We start from the raw sequence: 18,247 nt of genomic DNA on the forward strand, positions 1-18,247 counted from the left end.
GCACGCGGCCATGGCCAGCCAGCGTCCGCGCGTATGGGTCTCGCAGCCGCTGTTCGACGACATCGTCGACCAGCTCGCGGCCCATTGCGACGTGGACGCGGTGCGCGAGGTGACCGTGCACGCGCCCGCCGACGTGGCCGCGGCCCTGCGCGAGGCCGACGGCGCCCTGGTCACGCTCAACGAACGCATCGGCGCGGCCGAGCTGGCGCAGGCCCCGCGCCTGCGCGCGGTGGCCAACGTCGGCGTCGGCTACAACAACCTCGACATCGCCGCGCTGGACGCGGCCGGCGTCATCGCCACCAACACCCCGGACGTGCTCACCGAGACCACCGCCGACCTGGGCTTCGCCCTGCTGATGGCGGCCGCGCGCCGGATCAGCGAGTCCGAGCGCTGGCTGCGCGAGGGCCAGTGGCGGCAGTGGTCGTTCTCGACCATGCTCGGCGCCGACGTGCACGGCAGCACCCTGGGCATCCTGGGCATGGGCCGGATCGGCCAGGCCATCGCCCGCCGCGGCCACCACGGTTTCGGCATGCGGGTGCTCTACCACAACCGTTCGCGCCTGCCGGAGGACGTGGAGCGCGGCGTCGGCGCCCGCTACGTGGACCTCGACACCCTGCTGGCGCAGGCCGACCACCTGCTGCTGGTGCTGCCGTATTCCCCGGCCAGCCACCACATCATCGACGCCGCCGCGCTGGCGAAGATGAAGCCCACCGCCACCCTGGTGAACATCGCCCGCGGCGGCCTGGTCGACGAGCTGGCCCTGGCCGATGCCCTGGCCCATGGCCGCCTGGCCGCGGCCGGCTTGGACGTCTACGAGGACGAGCCGCAGGTGCGCCCGGAACTGCTGGCACTGCGCAACGTGGTGCTGACCCCGCACATCGGCAGCGCCTCGCTGGCCACGCGCCGGGCGATGGTGCAGCTGGCCGTGGACAACCTGCTGGCCGCGCTGGACCTGGGCCCGGATGCCGGCCGCCCGGCCACCCCGGTCACCGCGAAGAAAACCACCGGCGCCATTGCCGGTGCGGGGAAAGACGCGACCGGCAAACGATAGGGAACCTCCGCCCGCGCCACGCAGCACGGCGCCCACCCCGGCAGAGGTTCCCCGAACCCGGCCCCGCGCATCGCGCTCCTGCTTTCCGAATACCAGTCACCAATCACGAACCACGGACATTCCAATGAGCAACGCAGAACGCCGCTTCACCGTCGCAGTCGTAGGCGCCACCGGCGCGGTCGGCGAGACCATGCTGAACATCCTGGCCGAGCGGAACTTCCCGGTCGCCGAGATCATCCCGCTGGCCTCCGAACGCTCGGCCGGCGGCGAGGTCGAGTACGCCGGCCGCAAGGTCAAGGTGCAGGACCTGGCCACCTTCGACCCCAAGGGCGTGGACATCGCCCTGTTCTCGGCCGGCGGCAGCGTGTCCAAGGAATACGCGCCGAAGTTCGCCGCCGCCGGCGCGGTGGTGATCGACAACTCCTCGGCCTTCCGCTACGACGACGACGTGCCGCTGGTGGTGTCCGAGGTCAACCCGGAGGCGGCGAAGAACCGTCCGCGCGGCATCATCGCCAACCCCAACTGCTCGACCATGCAGATGCTGGTGGCCCTGGCCCCGCTGCACCGCGAGTACGGCATCGAGCGCATCAACGTGGCCACCTACCAGTCGGTGTCCGGCGCCGGCCGCTCGGCGCTGGAGGAGCTGGGGCGCCAGACCGGGGCGCTGCTCAACTTCCAGGATCCGGACCCGCAGCGCTTCCCGGTGCAGATCGCGTTCAACCTGATCCCGCACATCGACGACTTCCTGGACAACGGCTTCACCAAGGAGGAGATGAAGCTGGTCTGGGAGACCCGCAAGATCCTCGGCGACGACAGCATCCAGGTGAACCCGACCGCGGTGCGCGTGCCGGTGTTCTACGGCCACTCCGAGGCCGTGGCGATCGAGACGAGGAAGAAGGTCACGGTCGAGGCCGCGCGCGAGCTGCTGGCCCGTTCGCCGGGCGTGGAAGTGATCGACGAGCGCAAGGCCGGCGGCTACCCGACCCCGGTCACCCACGCCTCGGGCAACGACCCGGTGTACGTGGGCCGCATCCGCGAGGACTTCTCGCACCCGCGCGGCCTGAACCTGTGGATCGTGGCCGACAACATCCGCAAGGGTGCCGCGCTCAACGCGGTGCAGCTGGCCGAACTGGTCGCCGCCGGCGGCTGATCCGGACGGCGGCGTCCCTTGCCGCCGCCTCCTGCACCACGGCAAGGCCGGGGCTCCATGCCCCGGCCTTTTCGTTGGGCCGGACCTGGATGCGTGCCGGGCTGCAAAGGGGGCTTGGCCCGGACAAGGCCGCAGTTTGCATCCGCGCAAGCCGCCTGGCCGATGCGGGCTTGCCAGGCCGGCGACGCAGGCCCCGCCCTGGGCCGCTGCGCCTGGGCCGGCCATGCCGGTCCCGGTCGCAAACGCGTGCCGCGGGCAGCCATGGGTGGCCGCGCGATTGCCGCAAGGCCCGGGGGAGGGGCAACGGCCGCTTCCGGCCGGGCGGGGCGGCCGGCTGCAAGCGGGCGTTCCGTGCCGCGCCGGACGGTTCCCGGGCTGCCGGCGCTGCGGTGGGAACGGCGAAACCGCTATAGTTCGCGCCATGGAAAAGAGGGGACAGGGCGCGTGGCGCCCGTTGCAATGGCTGGTGGCGACCGCCCTGTTGCTGGCCAGCAGCAGCGCACTGGCGCTGGGCCTGGGCCAGATCCGGGTGCTGTCCGGGCCGGGACAGCCGCTGCTGGCCGAGATTCCGATCATCTCCAACCAGCCCGGGGAGCTTGAGAACGCGCGGGTGCGCCTGGCTTCGGCCGAGACCTTCGCCCGCGTCGGCCTGCAGCCTCCGACCAGCCTGGTGCGCGACCTGCAGTTCGCGATCAGCGCCGACGCCCACGGCCGCGCCGTGGTACGCGTCACCAGCAGCGCCCCGGTCGACGTGCCGGCGGTGTCCTTCCTGGTCGAGGTCGACTGGGGCCAGGGCCGCCTGGTGCGCGAATACTCGGCACTGGTGGAGGCGCCGCAGAGCGCGGTGGCGATCGAGGCCCCGGTGATCGAGGCGCCGCAGGCACTGCCTTCGGACATGATCGTGCGCGCGCCCGAGCCGCTGCCGCCGCCTCCGCCGGCGCCCGTGGAACCGGCGCCTGCGCCGGCCCCGGCACGGGCTCCGGCTGCGGCCATCCAGCCCACGGTGGCGGCCGCCCCCGGCGAGACCCTGGCCCGGGTCGAGCGCGGGCAGACCCTGTCCCACGTGGTCGCCGCCATGGACCGCGGCGGCTACAGCCGCGAACAGGCGATGGTGGCGCTGCTGCGCGCCAACCCCGAAGCCTTCATCGGCGGCAACATCCACCGCGTGCGTGCCGGCGCGGTGCTGCGCATGCCGGGCGCGGAACACTATGCCGACGCGGCCACCGCGGCCGCGCTGGTGCGCGAGCAGACCGCGCAGTGGCGCCAGCTGGCCCAACCGGTGCCGCAGCCGGCGGTGGCCGGCGCACCGGAGCAGCAGGGCACCATCGGCGACAGCGCCGCCGCGGCTCCCGCCCCGGCAGCGGCCGCGGCTGCTGCCGGCGCGCGGCTGGAGATCGCGCCGGCGGTGGCGGCCGAAGGCACGCAGGCGGCGACATCCGGACTGGGCAGTGGGGGCGAGGGCGACATGCTGGCTAACGAACAATTGCGCCAGGCGCAGGAAGACCTGGCCGCCCGCGAGTCGGAGGTGCAGGAGCTGCGCAGCCGGGTCGAGGAACTGGAAAAGCTGCAGCAGCAGCAGATGAAGCTGATCGAGCTGAAGGACAGTGAGCTGGCCGCGGCGCAGCAGCGCCTGGCGCAGATGGAACAGGAATCCGCGCACAGCGGCCTGGGTCTGTGGCCGCTGGTCCTGCTGCTGCTGGCGGCGGCCGCGGGCGCGGCCTGGTGGTTCGCGCGCCGGCCCAAGCCGCTGCCGATCCCGGTCGGCCGCGGCGCCGGCTTCGATGCCGCCGCGCTGGCCGCGGCCGCGCCGTCCACCCACGTGCCGGCCGACCCGGTGGTGCCGGTGGAGGCGCCGGAACTGGAACCGCATCCGGTCGAGCCGGAGGCGTACGTGGACGAGCAGGCCCCGGAGCCGGACGTGGAACCGGAGCTGCCGCTGCGCCACGACGACCTGCCGCCGCCGGCACCGGCCGCGCGCGAGTCCGCGGCCCCGGCCTGGCACGACGACGCGTCCGCTTTCACCCCGCTCAACCCGGCCCCGGCCGGGCGCGAGCGCCTGGAGCTGGCCGTGGCCTACCTGGATCTGGGCGACGTGGACACCGCGCGCACCCTGCTGCGCGAGGTGCTCGCCGGCCAGGATCCGGCCGCCCGCGACGAGGCGGCGCAGCTGCTTCGCGAGATCGGCTGAGCGGCGATGCGCTACGCGCTGGGCGTGGAGTACGACGGCGGCGCCTTCCAGGGCTGGCAGGGCCTGGGGCCGTCCGGGCCGCCGACGGTGCAGGCCACGCTGGAGCGCGCGCTGTCCTCGGTGGCCGACCAGGAGATCACGGTCAGCTGCGCCGGGCGCACCGACGCCGGGGTGCACGCCGAATGCCAGGTCGTGCACTTCGACAGCACCGCCGAGCGCGATCCGCGCGCCTGGACCCTGGGCGTGACCGGGCGCCTGCCGCCGACCGTGTGCGTGCGCTGGTGCGTGCCGGTGGACGCGGGCTTTCACGCCCGCTTCTCCGCCCGCGCCCGACGCTACCGCTACACCCTGGTCAATCGTCCGGTGCGGCCCGCGCTGTACCGCGCCACGATGGCCTGGGAGCGGCGCCCGCTGGATGCCGATGCCATGCACCGCGCGGCCCAGGCGCTGTTGGGCGAGAACGACTTCAGCGCCTTCCGCACGGTGCATTGCCAGGCACCGCATGCACGCCGCAACCTGCAGGACATCCAGGTCCGCCGCAGTGGCGAAACCGTCACCATCGAGGTACAGGCCAATGCGTTCCTGCACCACATGGTCCGCAACATCGTCGGTTCGCTGCTGGAGGTGGGCGCCGGTGCCCAGGACGAGGGCTGGATCGCCCGCCTGCTCGCGGGGCGCGACCGCACCCTGGCCGGGCCCACAGCGCCGCCGCAGGGCCTGGTCTTCCTGCGTCCCCTTTACCCCGCCGAATGGGGCCTGCCGGATGAGGTGACGCTGTGAGCCGAGCGCTGTACCGCACCCGCATCAAGTTCTGCGGCATGACCCGCCCCGGCGACGTGCGCCTGGCCAGCGAGCTGGGCGTGGACGCCGTGGGCTTCGTCTTCGCCGAGGGCAGCCCGCGCCAGGTGACGCCGATGGCGGCGCGGCAGCTGCGCCTGGCGATGGCGCCGCTGGTCAGCGCCGTGGCGCTGTTCCGCAACAACAGCGCCGAGGAAGTGCGCGAGGTGGTGCGGCAGATCCGCCCGGCGCTGTTGCAGTTCCACGGCGACGAGGACGACGCGTTCTGCCGTGCCTTCCGGGTGCCATACATGAAGGCCATTCCCATGGGCGACGGCAGCACCTGGGACGCGCAATCGCTGCAGCAGCGCTGGCCCAACGCGGCCGCCTTCCTGTTCGACAGCCATGGCGCCGGCGGCTCCGGCGGCAGCGGCAAGGCGTTCGACTGGCGGCGCCTGCCCACCGGCCTGCACCGGCCGTTCGTGCTGGCCGGCGGCCTGGACCCGGACAACGTGGCCGAGGCCATCGCCGCGACCCTGCCTTGGGCGGTCGACGTGGCCAGCGGCATCGAACTGTCCCCGGGCATCAAGGACGGCGACAGGATGCGCCGCTTCGTCGCCGAGGTGCGGCGCGCGGACTGCGCCGAACTGGACTGAGCGGCACGCGAGGGCGCAGGCCAGCCGCGCAGCCGTGCCAGCGTCCGCGTGTGCATTCGGGCCGAAGAGCCGTCTGTTGCTCCCGCCGTTCCATGCGCTGCCGCGCGTCGCGCAGGCATGAGCGCTCTGGACAAGCGCAACGGTAGCCGCGCGCCACTGCCTGCCCGCCATCGGCGCGTACGCGAGCCTGTGGCCGCGTGGGCGGTTCCCCTTCGTAGCGCAAGGCGCCGGTCCGGATGCTTCGGGCCGGATCAAGCGCACCTTGCCAGGGGCGCCCGGACAATGCATCTGCTGCCCCGCTCCTGAGGAACGAGGACGGGAGACTGTTGCCCGCACCCGCTGCCGGGTGATCGCAGCGGGGCGGGGTTGATGGCCGCACAGGCGCTCGTGCAGGCAGCCGCGGGTGCGGCCGTTCGGCGCGCATCGGCCAGGCAGGCGGTGCTCCGCGCCGGAGCCATCGCGCCGCGCGATCGGCGCCTGCTCAGGCGCGGCGGCGGCCCTCCACGCCCTGGACCTGGACCTCGGCCATTTGCAGCAGCAGTTTCTGCACCGGGCGGCTTGCCAGGCGGTAGGCGTGCAGCAGGCGGCGCTCGGCCGGATCGTGCACCAGTTCCGCATCCACCGCAGGCAGGTCGTCGCTGCCGTCGTAGGTGAGCGGACCGCGCCCGGTGGCCAGCCATTCGAAACACACGCCGGTGACCTGCGCCAGGCGTTCGAGCCTGGCCGTCGCCGGCTGCGCGCCCACCGCGCATTCCCAGTTCGCCACCGCGCCGCGGGTGACGCCGAGGAGTGCGGCCAGCGCCTCCTGCGACAATCGGGCCCGCTGGCGCGCAATGCGGATTCTCATCGAGAGATTCATGCGTTCCCTTCCTGCCCTGTCCGTGGCATTGGCTTGGAGCCTAGCCCTGCCAAATGCGATTGCGCAACCGGCGCAAATGCAAGCGATTCTGGCTGCATTTCGTGCAGTTTCGCTTGCACCGCCTGGTGCGTTGCTTGTGTGACGCGGCGCGAGGCCTGCGCCGCAAGCGGCTTTGCACGTGCCACGCACCATCGTCGGGCTTGTCGTCGCAAATCCCGGCGGGCAAGTATCGGGACGAAGCGAGTGCGCGTTGCGTCATCTTTGTGACGCGGCGCACATCGAGCGCGAGGGGAGAGGGATGAAGGAGTCATCTGGTACCCACGAAGCGCCGCGCGCCGCGCGGAGCGCGGCAGCCATCCGGCGCACATGGACGGCGCGTGCCCTGGCAACGGACACGGACGCGACATGAGCCAGGAACTGTTCCGCAGGGAAGCGCTGGAGGCGCGTCGCGGCAGCTGGCTGGGCGCGATCTCGCTGGCCCAGCCGCTGCGGCTGTGGCTGCTGACCGCTGCCGCCGCCGCGGTGGCGCTGGCGGTGATCCTGTTCCTGCTGTTCGGCACCTACACCCGGCGGTCGCCGGTGGTGGGCCAGCTGGTCCCCAGCGCGGGCATGGCCACCGTGGTGGCGCCGGCCACCGGGGTGGTGGTGGCCGCCCACGTGCAGGAAGGCGCGCGCGTGCAGGCCGGCCAGGCGGTGGCGGTGGTGGCGGTCCCGCGCGCCACGCGCGCCGCCGGCGACACCAACGCCGCCCTGGAGGAGCGCCTGCGCCGCCGCCGCGAGAGCCTGGAATCGGCGCACGCGGCGCAACTGGCGCAGCTGGAAGCGCAGGAATCCGGGCTGCGCGTGCAGCTGGCCACCGCGCGCCAGGAACTGGCCCAGGTGGAGGCGGAGATCCGCACCCGCGAGGAGCAGATCCGGCTGGCGCGCGAGACCCTGGACCGCCTGCGCCAGCTGCAGGACGAGCGCTACGTGAGCCTGCTGCAGATCAAGCAGCAGGAATCGGTGGCGCTGACCCAGGTCGGCGAGATGCAGGCGCTGCAGCGCCAGGCCGTGTCCACCCGGCGGATGATCGCGCAGCTGCAGCAGGCGCTGGCGGAGATTCCCGGCCAGCGCAGCGCCGGCGAGGCCTCGTTCGCGCGCGAGCTGGCGGCGCTGGAGCAGGAGCTGGTGGAGACCCAGGCGCGCGGCGAGCTGGTGCTGACCGCGCCGATCAGCGGGGTGGTCGCCACCCAGCTGATCAAGCCGGGCCAGTCGGTGCAGGCCGGGCAGCCGCTGCTGTCGGTGCTGCCGGGCGAGGGCACGCTGGAGGCGGAACTGCTGGTGCCCAGCCGCGCGATCGGCTTCATCGAGCCTGGCGACGCGGTGATGCTGCGCTACCAGGCCTTCCCCTACCAGAAGTTCGGGCACCAGCGCGGCACCGTGGACCGGATCAGCCGCAGCGCGCTTGGTCCGGGCGAACTGGCCACGCTGACCGGCAACGCGCAGGCACCCGAGCCCTATTACCGGGTGACGGTGACGCTGCCGGCGCAGGCGATCCGCGCCTACGGCCGCGCCGAGCCGCTCAAGCCGGGCATGGTGCTGGACGCGGACATCCTCGGCGAGGAACGCACGCTGATCGAATGGCTGCTGGAGCCGCTGTGGTCGGTGCAGGGACGGGTTGCCGGTTGAGCGGCGGCGCGGGATCCGGCGCGCGCGGGCGCGCCGGCGGTGGACGGAGAAGGCGATGCGGATGTGGCGGCAACGGCAGGAAAGGATGGCGGCGGCGCGCTTGGCAGGGCAGGCGGCGGCGCGCGCCGGCGTGCCGGCTGCGGGAGGGCGGGCGCGCATGCTAGGCCGTTCCCCGCGGGTGGTGCTGCAGGCCGAGGCGGCCGAATGCGGACTGGCCTGCCTGGCCATGGTGGCGTCCGCGCATGGGCACCAGACCAGCCTGTCCGAGCTGCGCCAGCGCTTCCCGCTCTCGCTCAAGGGCGCGCGCCTGGACCAGCTGATCCGCATCGCCCAGCAGCTGGGTTTCGCCACCCGTCCGCTGCGGCTGGACCTGGAGGAACTGGACAAGCTGCGGCTGCCCTGCATCCTGCACTGGGACTTCAACCACTTCGTGGTGCTGGCGCGGGTCGACCGCTCCGGCGTGGTGCTGCTGGATCCGGCCAGCGGCGAGCGCCGGGTGTCGCTGCGCGAGGCGTCCGACCACTTCACCGGGGTGGCGCTGGAGCTGGGCCCGGCGGCCGAGTTCCGCCCGCGCAAGGCGCCGGCCTCGGTCGGCGTGCGCCAGCTCACCGGCCCGGTGCGCGGGCTGTGGGGCGCGCTGGCGCAGATCCTGGTGCTGTCGGTGGCGCTGCAGGTGTTCGTGGTGCTGGCGCCGTTCTTCATGCAGTGGGTCGTGGACCAGGTGCTGGTGTCCGCCGATCGCGACCTGCTGACCGTGCTCGGCCTGGGCTTCCTGCTGGCGCTGCTGCTGCAGGTCGGTATCGGCCTGCTGCGCGGCTGGTCGGTGGTGTACCTGTCCACCCGGCTGGGCCTGCAGTGGATGGGCAACGTGTTCGCCCACGCCCTGCGCCTGCCGCTGGACTTCTTCGAGAAGCGCCACCTGGGCGACATCACCTCGCGCATGTCCTCGGTGCAGGCGATCCAGCGCACGCTCACCACCAGCTTCGTGGAGGCGCTCATCGACGGCCTGATGGCCGTCGTCACCCTCGGCCTGATGCTGCTGTACAGCTGGAAGCTCGCCCTGGTGACGCTGCTGGCGGTGGCGCTGTACATCGGCATCCGCGCGCTGGCCTACCGCCCGGTGCGCGACGGCACCGAGCGCCAGCTGGTCGCCGCGGCCAGGCAGCAGACCCACCTGCTGGAATCGCTGCGCGGCATGCAGAGCCTGAAGGTCGCCGGCGAGGAACCGCGGCGGCGCGCCGCGTACGAGAACCTGATGGTCGACACCGTCAACCACGAGGTGCGGCTGGCGCGCATGGGCCTGGGCTTCAACAGCGCCAGCCAGCTGGTGTTCGGCATCGAGCGGGTGGTGGTGATCTGGATCGGCGCGGTGCTGGCGCTGCAGAACGTGCTGTCGGTGGGCATGCTGATCGCCTACCTGGCCTACAAGGACCAGTTCGCCACGCGGATGGCAGCGCTGATCGACAAGTGGATCGAGTTCCGCATGCTCCGCCTGCACGGCGAGCGCCTGGCCGACATCGTGCTGACGCCGCCGGAGGACGAGCGCGAACGCTCGGAACTGCCGCCGCCGCCGGATACCCGGATCGAGGTCGAGGGGCTGTCGTTCCGCTACGGCGACGCGGAGCCGTGGGTGATCAGGGACTGCAGCTTCACCATCGAGCCTGGCGAGTCGGTGGCCATCGTCGGCGCTTCCGGCTGCGGCAAGACCACCCTGGTCAAGCTGATGCTGGGCCTGCTCCGGCCCACCGAGGGAAGGATCTGCATCGGCGGCTACGACATCCAGAAGGTCGGGCCGCGCAACGTGCGCGCGATCGTCGGTGCGGTGATGCAGGACGACCAGCTGTTCGCCGGCAGCATCGCCGACAACATCAGCTTCTTCGACCCGCAGGCCGACCAGGCGCGGATCGAGGAGGCGGCGCAGCTGGCCGCCATCCACCACGAGATCGCGGCCATGCCGATGGGCTACCACGGCCTGATCGGCGACATGGGCAGCTCGCTGTCCGGCGGGCAGAAGCAGCGGATCATCCTGGCGCGTGCGCTGTACCGCAAGCCGAAGCTGCTGTTCCTCGACGAGGCCACCAGCCACCTGGACGTGGCCAACGAGCGCCTGGTCAACGAGGCGGTGAAGGGCCTGGCGCTGACCAAGGTGATCGTGGCCCACCGCCCGGAAACCATCGCCAGCGCCGACCGCGTCCTGGTCATGGACCAGGGGCGGATCGTGCAGCAGCTGCGCCACGAGGTCGTCGACGGGCGCTTGGTGCCCGTGCCGTGCTGAGAGTGCCCGGGCCGGTGCGGCCCGGGCGGCATACCGTGGTGTGCGGAACACACCGGACAGGTACGCGTTCCAGGAGGAACACATGCGGAAGCTGGCGCAGATGGAAATGGCCCGGATCGCGGGCGGGATCGGCGAACCGGACGAGTCCCCGCACCTGCCGCTGCCGGGCGGCATCTCCGAGGCCGAGTGGCAGCAATGGCTCGACTTCTTCGAAGAGCAGGCGCGGCGCAACCAGCCCAGGCCCTGAGGCGGGGCGCGGCGCGAGAGCTGCGGCCCGCCGGATGTGTGGTGCAACCGTCAACCCAGAGGAGCACAGGAATGCGCGAGATCGAAAGCGGAGAGGTCGGGCAGGTGGTGGGTGGACAGACCTGGCCCTGGCCTCCCGAGCCGCCTGATTACCCCCGTCCGGAAATTCCCGAGTGGGGCGACATCCGGCGCGAACGGATAGAGGCACGGTTGAAGCCGTGAAGCCGTTCGTTGGTTGGCTGCGGCCGGCATGCCCGCGCGACGCGGATGCCGGCACGGCCATCCCTGGTGCACTAGGACTTCGAGGAGATCGCCAATGCGCGTGATGGAACAGGCAGAGATCGGAAAGGTGGCGGGCGGGGCGGGCGAGGAAGCGCCCCCGCCGCAGCCGTGGACGGGCGTGTCCGATACGGGGTGGCAACTGCTGCTCAACCTGCTCAGGGAACAGGAGCGCCGCTACCGGCAGCATCGCTGACCGGCGCGGATCACTTTGGCAATCGAACGGGAGAAGAGGAATGCGTGACCTGTACCGCGGGGAATTCCCGCATGTCGGCGGTGGCGAGCTGGTCCGGGTGCCGCCGCCGGATCCGCTGGCGGGCTACCTGGATCGCGCCCAGCGCGAGCTGGAATGGCTGCTGGAGCAGTACCAGCAGGTGAAGCCGGTCGCCCCCTGACCGGCTGCCGGCGGGTGCGCGGACCGGCCCGACTGCCGGTCCGCGCGACCGCTGCATCCGTGGCTGCAAGTGGCCGTCCCGCCCGGGGCGGCCTCGATCAACGGAGGACGAGATGCGCGACATGACCCAAGAGGAACTCCGCCATGTAGTCGGCGGCCTGGTCGTAGTGGCGCCCGGCTACAAGCCGCCGGGGCGCGACGATGCCACCGAAGCCTGGCTGGACTGGCTGGCCCCCAGTCCCACGCCCGAGCCGCGGGAGCGTTCGGCGGCGGCCTGAGGCTGCTGCGGTCCGTAGGCGGGGATGGCCGAGGCCCTCCCCGCGGGCGGCTTGCGGGATGAGTGGGGCTTTCCGGCTGAAGCAGCGCCGCTGGCAGGCGGGTGAACCCGGCATGCAGCCGGGGACGCGGCCCGGTAGTACCTGGAACCCTGGCTTCATGCGGGGGGATCCGACCCAAAGCGCCGGTTTGTTCCTGCGCATCGGTGCAGGTAATCCGATTGATCTTGCCGGGCAGCGCCATAGTATTCCGCGAGGACCGTACCCAGGAATCAAGGATGGATCCTTGATCCGCGACGCCGGATGCGTCATGCAAGGAGGCAAGAAAGCCCGCCACCTTCATCAACGTGTACGGCGCTTGATTGAAGGGCCGGGGCGGGCGGTGCCTGCCCCGGCTCCAATGGACGGAGGCATGGGGGCAGCATGACTCGACCGCCTATCCCCAAACTGGTTGCGGAAAGTGCATGCGCGAGCGCGGTCAGCCTCGCCGGTGGCGCCAGCTTGGCTTTTGCCTTTGGCGCGACAGGCAGCACCGGTTCTGTCGGCGAACTTCAGTCTCCCGAGGGGTGGCGGGTGTTCGGGTGGGTGCTGGTCAGCCCGCTGCTGGAAACCCTGGTGATGGGGGCGTTGCTTTCCTGGATATTCCTGCCAAGGACACGCAGCAGCGCGCTGGCAATCCTGATGTCGAGCGTGGTCTGGGGTCTGGTGCACGGGCTCGCCGACTGGATCAGCGGCATCGCGAACCTGGCCAACTTCGCGGTGTTTTCCTTCGTATATGTCAGGTACCTGAAGTTCGGTGCGGGCTGGGCGGTGCTTGCTGCGTCCATCACGCATGCCATCCACAATTCCGTGGTGGCAACGCTTCTGGTGTTGTAGTGGTTCCTGCGCCAGCCCGGCGTGCCGGACTCAGTGGTCCAGTTGCTTCCGCAGCCATGTGGTGAACGGCGCGATCCGCGCATCGCCTCCACCGCGCAGCGTGCATAGCGCCCAGTAGCCGTCGGTTTCGGTAAAGCCCCAGGGTGCGACCAGGCGGCCGGCGCGCAGGTCGTCGGCGACCAGTTCCTGCGGGGCGATGGCCACGCCCAGGCCGGCAGCGGCGGCTTCCAGCAGGTAGTAGAGATGGTCGAAGCCGGTGCCCAGGCGCAGGGCTTCCGGATCCAGGCCGTTGCGGCGGGCCCATTCCGGCCACGCCGAGGGCCGCGAGGCGGTGTGCAGCAGCGCCTCCTGCAGCAGCGCGGTGGCGGGAGCACCCTGCAGCCGGGCATGCGCCGGATGTCGCGCGCTCAGCACCGGCCCGATGCGTTCCGGTGCCAGCCGGTGCACGTCCCAGCCGGGCGGCCAGGGCGGGGTGCCGATCAGGAGCGCGGCGTCCATCCCGGTGAGCGCCGCATCGGGCGTCGCCTCGCTGGCCGCCAGGTGCAGGCGCAGGTCCGGCAGCTCGGTCGCCAGCTGCTCCATCCGCGGGATCATCCAGCGTGCCAGCAGGCTGCCCGGGCAGCCCAGCACCAGGGCGGGGGCCGCCGCCGGCGAGCGCAACTCCGCCCAGCTCCGGCGCAGCGGCTCGAACGCGGCGGCCGCGGCCTCGCCCAGGCGGCGACCAGTGGCGGTCAGCGCCAGCCCGCGGCCGTGCCGGGTGAACAGCGGGGTGCCCAGCGCGTCCTCCAGCAGCTTGACCTGGCGGCTGACCGCGCCGTGGGTCACGTGCAGCTCCTCGGCCGCCGCGGCCATGCTGCCCAGGCGGGCGGCGGCCTCGAAGGCGCGCAGGGCATTGAGCGGGGGCAGGTCGCGTGACATGTGAGTTTTCCTGACGTGTCGCGCCAGACTTTATCACTTTATGGGCGGCATGTCGTGCGTTAAGGTCAACCCACCTTACATACCGTCAAGCCGATGAGCGCCCCCATCCAGGACTTCCACGCCTATCCCGACGCCAGTGGCCACTTCGGCCAGCACGGTGGCCGCTTCGTCGCCGAAACCCTGATCGGCCCGCTGCAGGAACTGGCCGCCGCCTATGACGAGGCCAGGGCCGACCCGGCCTTCCAGGCCGCCTTCGAGAAAGACCTGAAGCACTACGTCGGCCGGCCTAGCCCGATCTACCACGCCGAGCGCCTGAGCCGGGAAGTGGGCGGCGCGCAGATCCTGCTCAAGCGCGAGGACCTCAACCACACCGGCGCGCACAAGATCAACAACACCATCGGCCAGGCGCTGCTGGCCGCGCGCATGGGCAAGAAGCGGATCATCGCCGAGACCGGCGCCGGCCAGCATGGCGTGGCCAGCGCCACCGTGGCCACGCGCCTGGGCCTGGAGTGCGTGGTGTACATGGGCGCCACCGACATCGAGCGGCAGAAGATCAACGTCTACCGCATGAAGCTGCTGGGCGCGACCGTGGTCCCGGTGACCTCCGGCTCGGCCACGCTCAAGGACGCGCTCAACGAGGCCATGCGCGACTGGGTGACCAATGTGCAGGACACCTTCTACATCATCGGCACCGTCGCTGGCCCGGACCCGTACCCGCGCATGGTGCGCGACTTCAATGCCGTGGTCGGGCGCGAGGCGCGGGCGCAGATGCTGGCCGACTACGGCCGCCTGCCGGACGTGATCACCGCCTGCGTCGGCGGTGGCAGCAACGCCATGGGCCTGTTCCATGCCTTCCTCAACGACCGCCAGGTGCGCATCGTCGGCGCCGAGGCCGCGGGCGACGGCGTGCACACCGGGCGCCATGCGGCCTCGCTGTCGGCCGGGCGTGTTGGCGTGCTGCACGGCAACCGCACCTACGTGCTGTGCGACGACGACGGCCAGATCATCGAGACCCATTCCATCTCCGCCGGCCTGGACTACCCGGGCGTGGGCCCGGAGCACGCCTTCCTGCAGGACAGCGGCCGCGCCGAGTACGTGGGCGTGACCGACGAGGAGGCGTTGGGGGCCTTCCACCGGCTGACCCGCACCGAGGGCATCCTGCCGGCGCTGGAATCCAGCCATGCGGTCGCGCAGGCGATCAAGCTGGCGCGCGAGCTGCCGAAGGACGCACTGGTCCTGTGCAACCTCTCCGGCCGCGGTGACAAGGACGTGCACACCATCGCCGCGCGCGAGGGCATCCAGCTGTGAACCCGGCGCCGGCCGCGCTGGCGCCGAACCGCATCCACACCGCGCAAACGCGCCACCGGCGCGACGCAACCCACGGGCGATCCATGAGCCGCTTCGAAACCACCTTCTCGCGACTGCGCGCCGACGGGCGCAAGGCACTCATCCCCTTCATCACCGCCGGCGATCCCGCGCTGGAGGCGACCGTGCCGGTGATGCACGCGCTGGTCGAGGCCGGCGCCGACTGCATCGAGCTGGGCGTGCCGTTCTCCGATCCGATGGCCGATGGCCCGGTGATCCAGCGCAGCTCCGAGCGCGCGCTGGCGCGCGGGGCGACCGTGGCCTACGTGTTCGACTGCGTGCGCCGCTTCCGCGAGCGTGACGCGGACACGCCGGTGGTGCTGATGGGCTACCTCAACCCGGTGGAGATCCGCGGCGCGGCCCGGTTCGCCGCCGAGGCGGTGGCCGCCGGCGTCGACGGCGTGCTGCTGGTGGACCTGCCGCCGGAGGAAGCGCCGCAGTTCCAGCCGGCGTTCAACGAACTGGGCCTGGCCCTGGTGATGCTGGCCTCGCCGACCACCTCTGACGAGCGCGCGGCCATGCTCAGCGCCAGCGCGCAGGGATACCTGTACTACGTCAGCTATGCCGGCGTGACCGGCGCCGACCGCCTGGACACGGATGCCGCCAGCCGCCGCCTGGAGGAACTGCGTGCAGCGGCGAAGGTGCCGGTGGTGGCCGGCTTTGGCATCAAGGACGCGGCCAGCGCCAAGGCGATGGCGGCCGGCGCCGATGGCGTGGTGGTCGGCTCGGCGCTGGTATCGGTGCTGGCCGAAGCCGCCGATGCGGACGATGCCGCCGCCCGCGCCCGCGCCTTCCTCGCCCCGCTGCGCGCCGCAATCGACGCCGGCTGAACGACGGCGCGGCACATCACGTCTTCGGGGCGGTCCCGACCGTGGCCTCGTTCGGCGCTCGCGCATACCCCTGGACAAGGCCCCGGGCCGCATCCAGGGCGGGCGCGCGTCAGCCCTGGCGTTGGACGCCGGGAGCCCTGGTGCGCTTCGCTTGGCCGGGCTGCGAATCCGTCCACCAGCGCTCAGGCCGGCAAACGCCAGCACCCGATGGCTTGCTCCTCGAACCGCCCGCAAGCCACGCCCGCCACTACGGGCGTAGCCAGTGACGCCCGTATCAACCCGAATCCCGAATCCCGAATCCCGAATCACCAATCACCAATCACCAATCACCAGTCCCGGATCCCGAACCCCACCAAACAGATCGCGCGCGGCCTCCTGCGGCGGGATCGCGCCTTCCAGCTGCAGCAGGAAGCGCTTGGTCGGCAGGCCGCCGCCGAAGCCGGTGAGCGAGCCGTCGGCGCCAATCACGCGGTGGCAGGGCAGCACGATCGGCAGCGGGTTGCGGCCGTTGGCCGCGCCGACCGCGCGCATCGCCGCGGGGCGGCCGACGCGCATCGCCAGCTGCGCATAGCTGATGGTGCTGCCGTAGGGGATGTCGGCCAGCGCCAGCCACACCTGGCGCTGGAACAGCGTGCCCTGCGGCGCCAACGGCACGTCGAACTCGCGGCGCTCGCCGTCGAAGTACTCCTGCAGCTGGCGCCTGGCCTCGCCAAGCACCGGGTGCTCCTTCGGCACCCAGCCGAGCCGGCGCTGCGGATGGCGGTTCTGCGGAAACTCGATTGCGTGCAGTCCCGCATCGGAGGCGGCCACGGTCAGCGGGCCGACCGGGCTGTCGAACCGGCAGTAATGGATGGCGCTCATGGGATGACCTCCGCTTCGGTGCCGGCACGGGACGCGGGCAAGGCGGCCTCGCGCCAGAGATGGATGACGGCGTACGCACGCCAGGGGCGCCAGGCCTGCGCGCGCTCGCGCAGCTGGCGGGTGGACAGGCGCGTGCCGTCGCCGGACGCGGCCTTCTGCAGCACCAGGTCCTCGGCCGGGAACGCGTCCGGATGGCCGAGCGCACGCAGGGCCAGGTACTGCGCCGTCCATGGGCCGATCCCGGGCAGGGCGCACCAGGCTTCGACGAATTCCTCCAGGGTTTGTTCCGGGCCGAAGCCGACCTTGCCCTCCAGCACCGCGCGCGCGATCGCGCGCAGGCTGGCGATGCGCGCACCGGTCAGGCCCAGGCCGTCCAGGTCCGCCGCGGCCAGGGTGGCCGCGTCCGGGAACAGCCGGTCCAGGCCGGGTGCGGCGTCCAGCGCCACCTGCGCGCCATGGCGCTGCACCAGGCGCGCGGCCAATGTGCGCGCGGCGGCCACGCTGACCTGCTGGCCAATCACCGCGCGCGCCGCGATCTCCAGCCCGTCCCAGCCGCTGGGCAGGCGCAGCCCGGGTCGCTGGCGCAGCAGCGGCCGCAGGCGCGGATCGGCCCCCAGCACCGCGGCGATCGCGTTCGGGTCGGCATCCAGGTCGAACATCCGCCGCACCCGCTGCACCGTGTCCGCGAGCCGGGCCGGCGCCACGCCGTGCAGTTCCAGCCTCAGCGCATGCACCGGGCGCGCCCGGGCCGATGGCCAATGGCTGACCCGCAGCCAGGCCGGCGCGCTGGCGTCGCCGACCACGCGCGCATAGGACTGACCATCCACCCGTTCCACCCCGGGCAGGGCGCGGTCGCGCAGGAAATCCAGGATGGCCGCGAAGTCGTACGGCGGCCGGTAGCCCAGGCGCAGCACCAGCGAACGGTCGGCCGCCAGCGCCGGGCGCTGCTGCAGGCTGCGGCGCAGTTCGCGCGGCGCCATGCGATAAGCCTCCTGGAACGCGGCATTGAAGCGGCGCAGGCTGCCGAAGCCGGCGGCCAGCGCCACCTCGGTGACCGGCAGCGTGGTCTCGGTCAGCAACTGCTTGGCGAACAGCAGGCGGCGGGTAACGTGCACGCCCAGTGGTGCCGCGCCCAGGCGCTGCACGAACAGCCGCCGCAGCTGGCGCTCGCCGACCGCCAGCCGCTCGGCCAGGGCCGCCACCGGATGCTCGGCCAGGAAGCCCTGCTCGATCAGCGCCAACGCCCGCGCCACCAGCGCATCGCCACGCCGCCAGGCGCCGTCCTCCGGCGCCAGCTCGGGGCGGCAGCGCAGGCAGGGGCGGAAGCCGGCCGCCTCGGCCGCGGCGGCGCTGGGGTAGTAGTCGACGTTGGCCGGCAGCGGCGGCGGCGCCGGGCACACCGGCCGGCAATAGATGCCGGTGCTGCGCACCGCGGTGAAGAACAGCCCGTCGAACCGCGGGTCGCGGCTGAGGCGGGCGCGTTCGCATACGCGCGGATCGGGCAGGGCGGCGACGGAGGACATGCGCGCAGGCTAGCACCGGCGCCCGGGCCCGACTGGCCGTTTCCGGACATCAAAGC

General features: G+C 72.2%; 19 protein-coding genes. 15 read left to right on the forward strand and 4 right to left on the reverse strand.

The annotated features are described in order from the left end of the window. Nucleotides 1–10 precede the first annotated feature (10 nt). The 5 genes from EIM48_RS09940 (at nucleotide 11) to EIM48_RS09960 (ending at nucleotide 5,822) form a co-directional block, all read left to right on the forward strand. Entirely contained in the window at nucleotides 11–1,051 is a 1,041-nt protein-coding gene (locus EIM48_RS09940; protein WP_019399883.1) for a D-glycerate dehydrogenase, read from the forward strand. 124 nt (nucleotides 1,052–1,175) lie between these two features. After that, on the forward strand, nucleotides 1,176–2,201 hold the full coding sequence (locus EIM48_RS09945; RefSeq protein ID WP_125111553.1) for an aspartate-semialdehyde dehydrogenase: 1,026 nt from the start codon (nucleotides 1,176–1,178) through the stop codon (nucleotides 2,199–2,201). A 421-nt stretch (nucleotides 2,202–2,622) separates the two neighbouring features. After that, nucleotides 2,623–4,389: a FimV/HubP family polar landmark protein gene (locus EIM48_RS09950; RefSeq protein WP_125111554.1), complete on the forward strand. Its 1,767-nt coding sequence runs from the start codon at nucleotides 2,623–2,625 to the stop codon at nucleotides 4,387–4,389. Between the two features lie 6 nt (nucleotides 4,390–4,395). Further along, nucleotides 4,396–5,169 (forward strand): tRNA pseudouridine(38-40) synthase TruA, encoded by a 774-nt coding sequence (truA, locus tag EIM48_RS09955; RefSeq protein ID WP_125111555.1) that lies wholly within the window; start codon nucleotides 4,396–4,398, stop codon nucleotides 5,167–5,169. After that, nucleotides 5,166–5,822, forward strand: a complete 657-nt coding sequence (locus EIM48_RS09960; protein ID WP_019397962.1) for a phosphoribosylanthranilate isomerase — start codon at nucleotides 5,166–5,168, stop codon at nucleotides 5,820–5,822. Before truA ends, EIM48_RS09960 begins: the two co-directional genes overlap by 4 nt. 481 nt (nucleotides 5,823–6,303) lie before the next feature. On the opposite strand, the gene EIM48_RS09965 is transcribed toward EIM48_RS09960, so the two are convergent. Continuing rightward, on the reverse strand, nucleotides 6,304–6,669 hold the full coding sequence (locus EIM48_RS09965) for a helix-turn-helix domain-containing protein (RefSeq protein ID WP_232207890.1): 366 nt from the start codon (nucleotides 6,667–6,669) through the stop codon (nucleotides 6,304–6,306). A gap of 417 nt (nucleotides 6,670–7,086) precedes the next feature. Here EIM48_RS09965 and EIM48_RS09970 point away from each other — a divergent pair, with 417 nt between their 5' ends. The 8 genes from EIM48_RS09970 to EIM48_RS09980 all read left to right on the forward strand — a co-directional run bounded on the left by EIM48_RS09970 (nucleotide 7,087) and on the right by EIM48_RS09980 (nucleotide 12,694). Further along, entirely contained in the window at nucleotides 7,087–8,349 is a 1,263-nt protein-coding gene (locus EIM48_RS09970) for an HlyD family efflux transporter periplasmic adaptor subunit (RefSeq protein ID WP_026010384.1), read from the forward strand. Between the two features lie 157 nt (nucleotides 8,350–8,506). Beyond that, the gene (locus EIM48_RS09975) at nucleotides 8,507–10,624 is read left to right on the forward strand and encodes a peptidase domain-containing ABC transporter (protein ID WP_037034467.1); all 2,118 of its coding nucleotides are present in this window, start codon (nucleotides 8,507–8,509) and stop codon (nucleotides 10,622–10,624) included. An 82-nt stretch (nucleotides 10,625–10,706) separates the two neighbouring features. Beyond that, nucleotides 10,707–10,871: a hypothetical protein gene (locus EIM48_RS15325; RefSeq protein WP_158675204.1), complete on the forward strand. Its 165-nt coding sequence runs from the start codon at nucleotides 10,707–10,709 to the stop codon at nucleotides 10,869–10,871. Between the two features lie 71 nt (nucleotides 10,872–10,942). Continuing rightward, nucleotides 10,943–11,092: a hypothetical protein gene (locus EIM48_RS15330; protein ID WP_156810417.1), complete on the forward strand. Its 150-nt coding sequence runs from the start codon at nucleotides 10,943–10,945 to the stop codon at nucleotides 11,090–11,092. 94 nt (nucleotides 11,093–11,186) lie between these two features. Further along, nucleotides 11,187–11,345, forward strand: a complete 159-nt coding sequence (locus EIM48_RS15335; protein WP_019397967.1) for a hypothetical protein — start codon at nucleotides 11,187–11,189, stop codon at nucleotides 11,343–11,345. 40 nt (nucleotides 11,346–11,385) lie between these two features. After that, on the forward strand, nucleotides 11,386–11,544 hold the full coding sequence (locus EIM48_RS15340; protein ID WP_019397968.1) for a hypothetical protein: 159 nt from the start codon (nucleotides 11,386–11,388) through the stop codon (nucleotides 11,542–11,544). 121 nt (nucleotides 11,545–11,665) lie between these two features. Further along, nucleotides 11,666–11,821, forward strand: coding sequence for a hypothetical protein (locus EIM48_RS15345; RefSeq protein ID WP_158675205.1), 156 nt, complete (start codon nucleotides 11,666–11,668; stop codon nucleotides 11,819–11,821). A gap of 420 nt (nucleotides 11,822–12,241) precedes the next feature. Further along, entirely contained in the window at nucleotides 12,242–12,694 is a 453-nt protein-coding gene (locus tag EIM48_RS09980; protein ID WP_083852393.1) for a CPBP family glutamic-type intramembrane protease, read from the forward strand. 30 nt (nucleotides 12,695–12,724) lie between these two features. On the opposite strand, the gene EIM48_RS09985 is transcribed toward EIM48_RS09980, so the two are convergent. Next, the gene (locus tag EIM48_RS09985) at nucleotides 12,725–13,612 is read right to left on the reverse strand and encodes a LysR family transcriptional regulator (protein ID WP_125111557.1); all 888 of its coding nucleotides are present in this window, start codon (nucleotides 13,610–13,612) and stop codon (nucleotides 12,725–12,727) included. 93 nt (nucleotides 13,613–13,705) lie between these two features. Here EIM48_RS09985 and trpB point away from each other — a divergent pair, with 93 nt between their 5' ends. Next, nucleotides 13,706–14,920, forward strand: coding sequence for a tryptophan synthase subunit beta (trpB, locus tag EIM48_RS09990; RefSeq protein WP_125111558.1), 1,215 nt, complete (start codon nucleotides 13,706–13,708; stop codon nucleotides 14,918–14,920). Nucleotides 14,921–15,003: 83 nt separating this feature from the next. Beyond that, nucleotides 15,004–15,807, forward strand: a complete 804-nt coding sequence (gene trpA / locus EIM48_RS09995) for a tryptophan synthase subunit alpha (RefSeq protein WP_026010385.1) — start codon at nucleotides 15,004–15,006, stop codon at nucleotides 15,805–15,807. 312 nt (nucleotides 15,808–16,119) lie between these two features. Here the strand turns inward: trpA and EIM48_RS10000 are convergent, their stop codons facing one another. Next, nucleotides 16,120–16,668 carry a methylated-DNA--[protein]-cysteine S-methyltransferase gene (locus EIM48_RS10000; RefSeq protein WP_125111559.1) on the reverse strand — a complete coding sequence of 183 codons (549 nt, stop codon included), beginning with the start codon at nucleotides 16,666–16,668 and terminating at the stop codon, nucleotides 16,120–16,122. Next, a complete protein-coding gene (locus EIM48_RS10005) occupies nucleotides 16,665–18,191 on the reverse strand; it encodes an AlkA N-terminal domain-containing protein (protein WP_125076197.1) in 1,527 nt (508 codons plus the stop codon). The genes EIM48_RS10000 and EIM48_RS10005 overlap by 4 nt, the downstream gene beginning before the upstream one ends. Nucleotides 18,192–18,247: the final 56 nt, after the last annotated feature.

Origin of the sequence: Pseudoxanthomonas sp. SGNA-20 (genome assembly GCF_003931635.1) — a bacterium.
In the GTDB taxonomy this organism is placed as follows: Bacteria; Pseudomonadota; Gammaproteobacteria; order Xanthomonadales; family Xanthomonadaceae; genus Pseudoxanthomonas.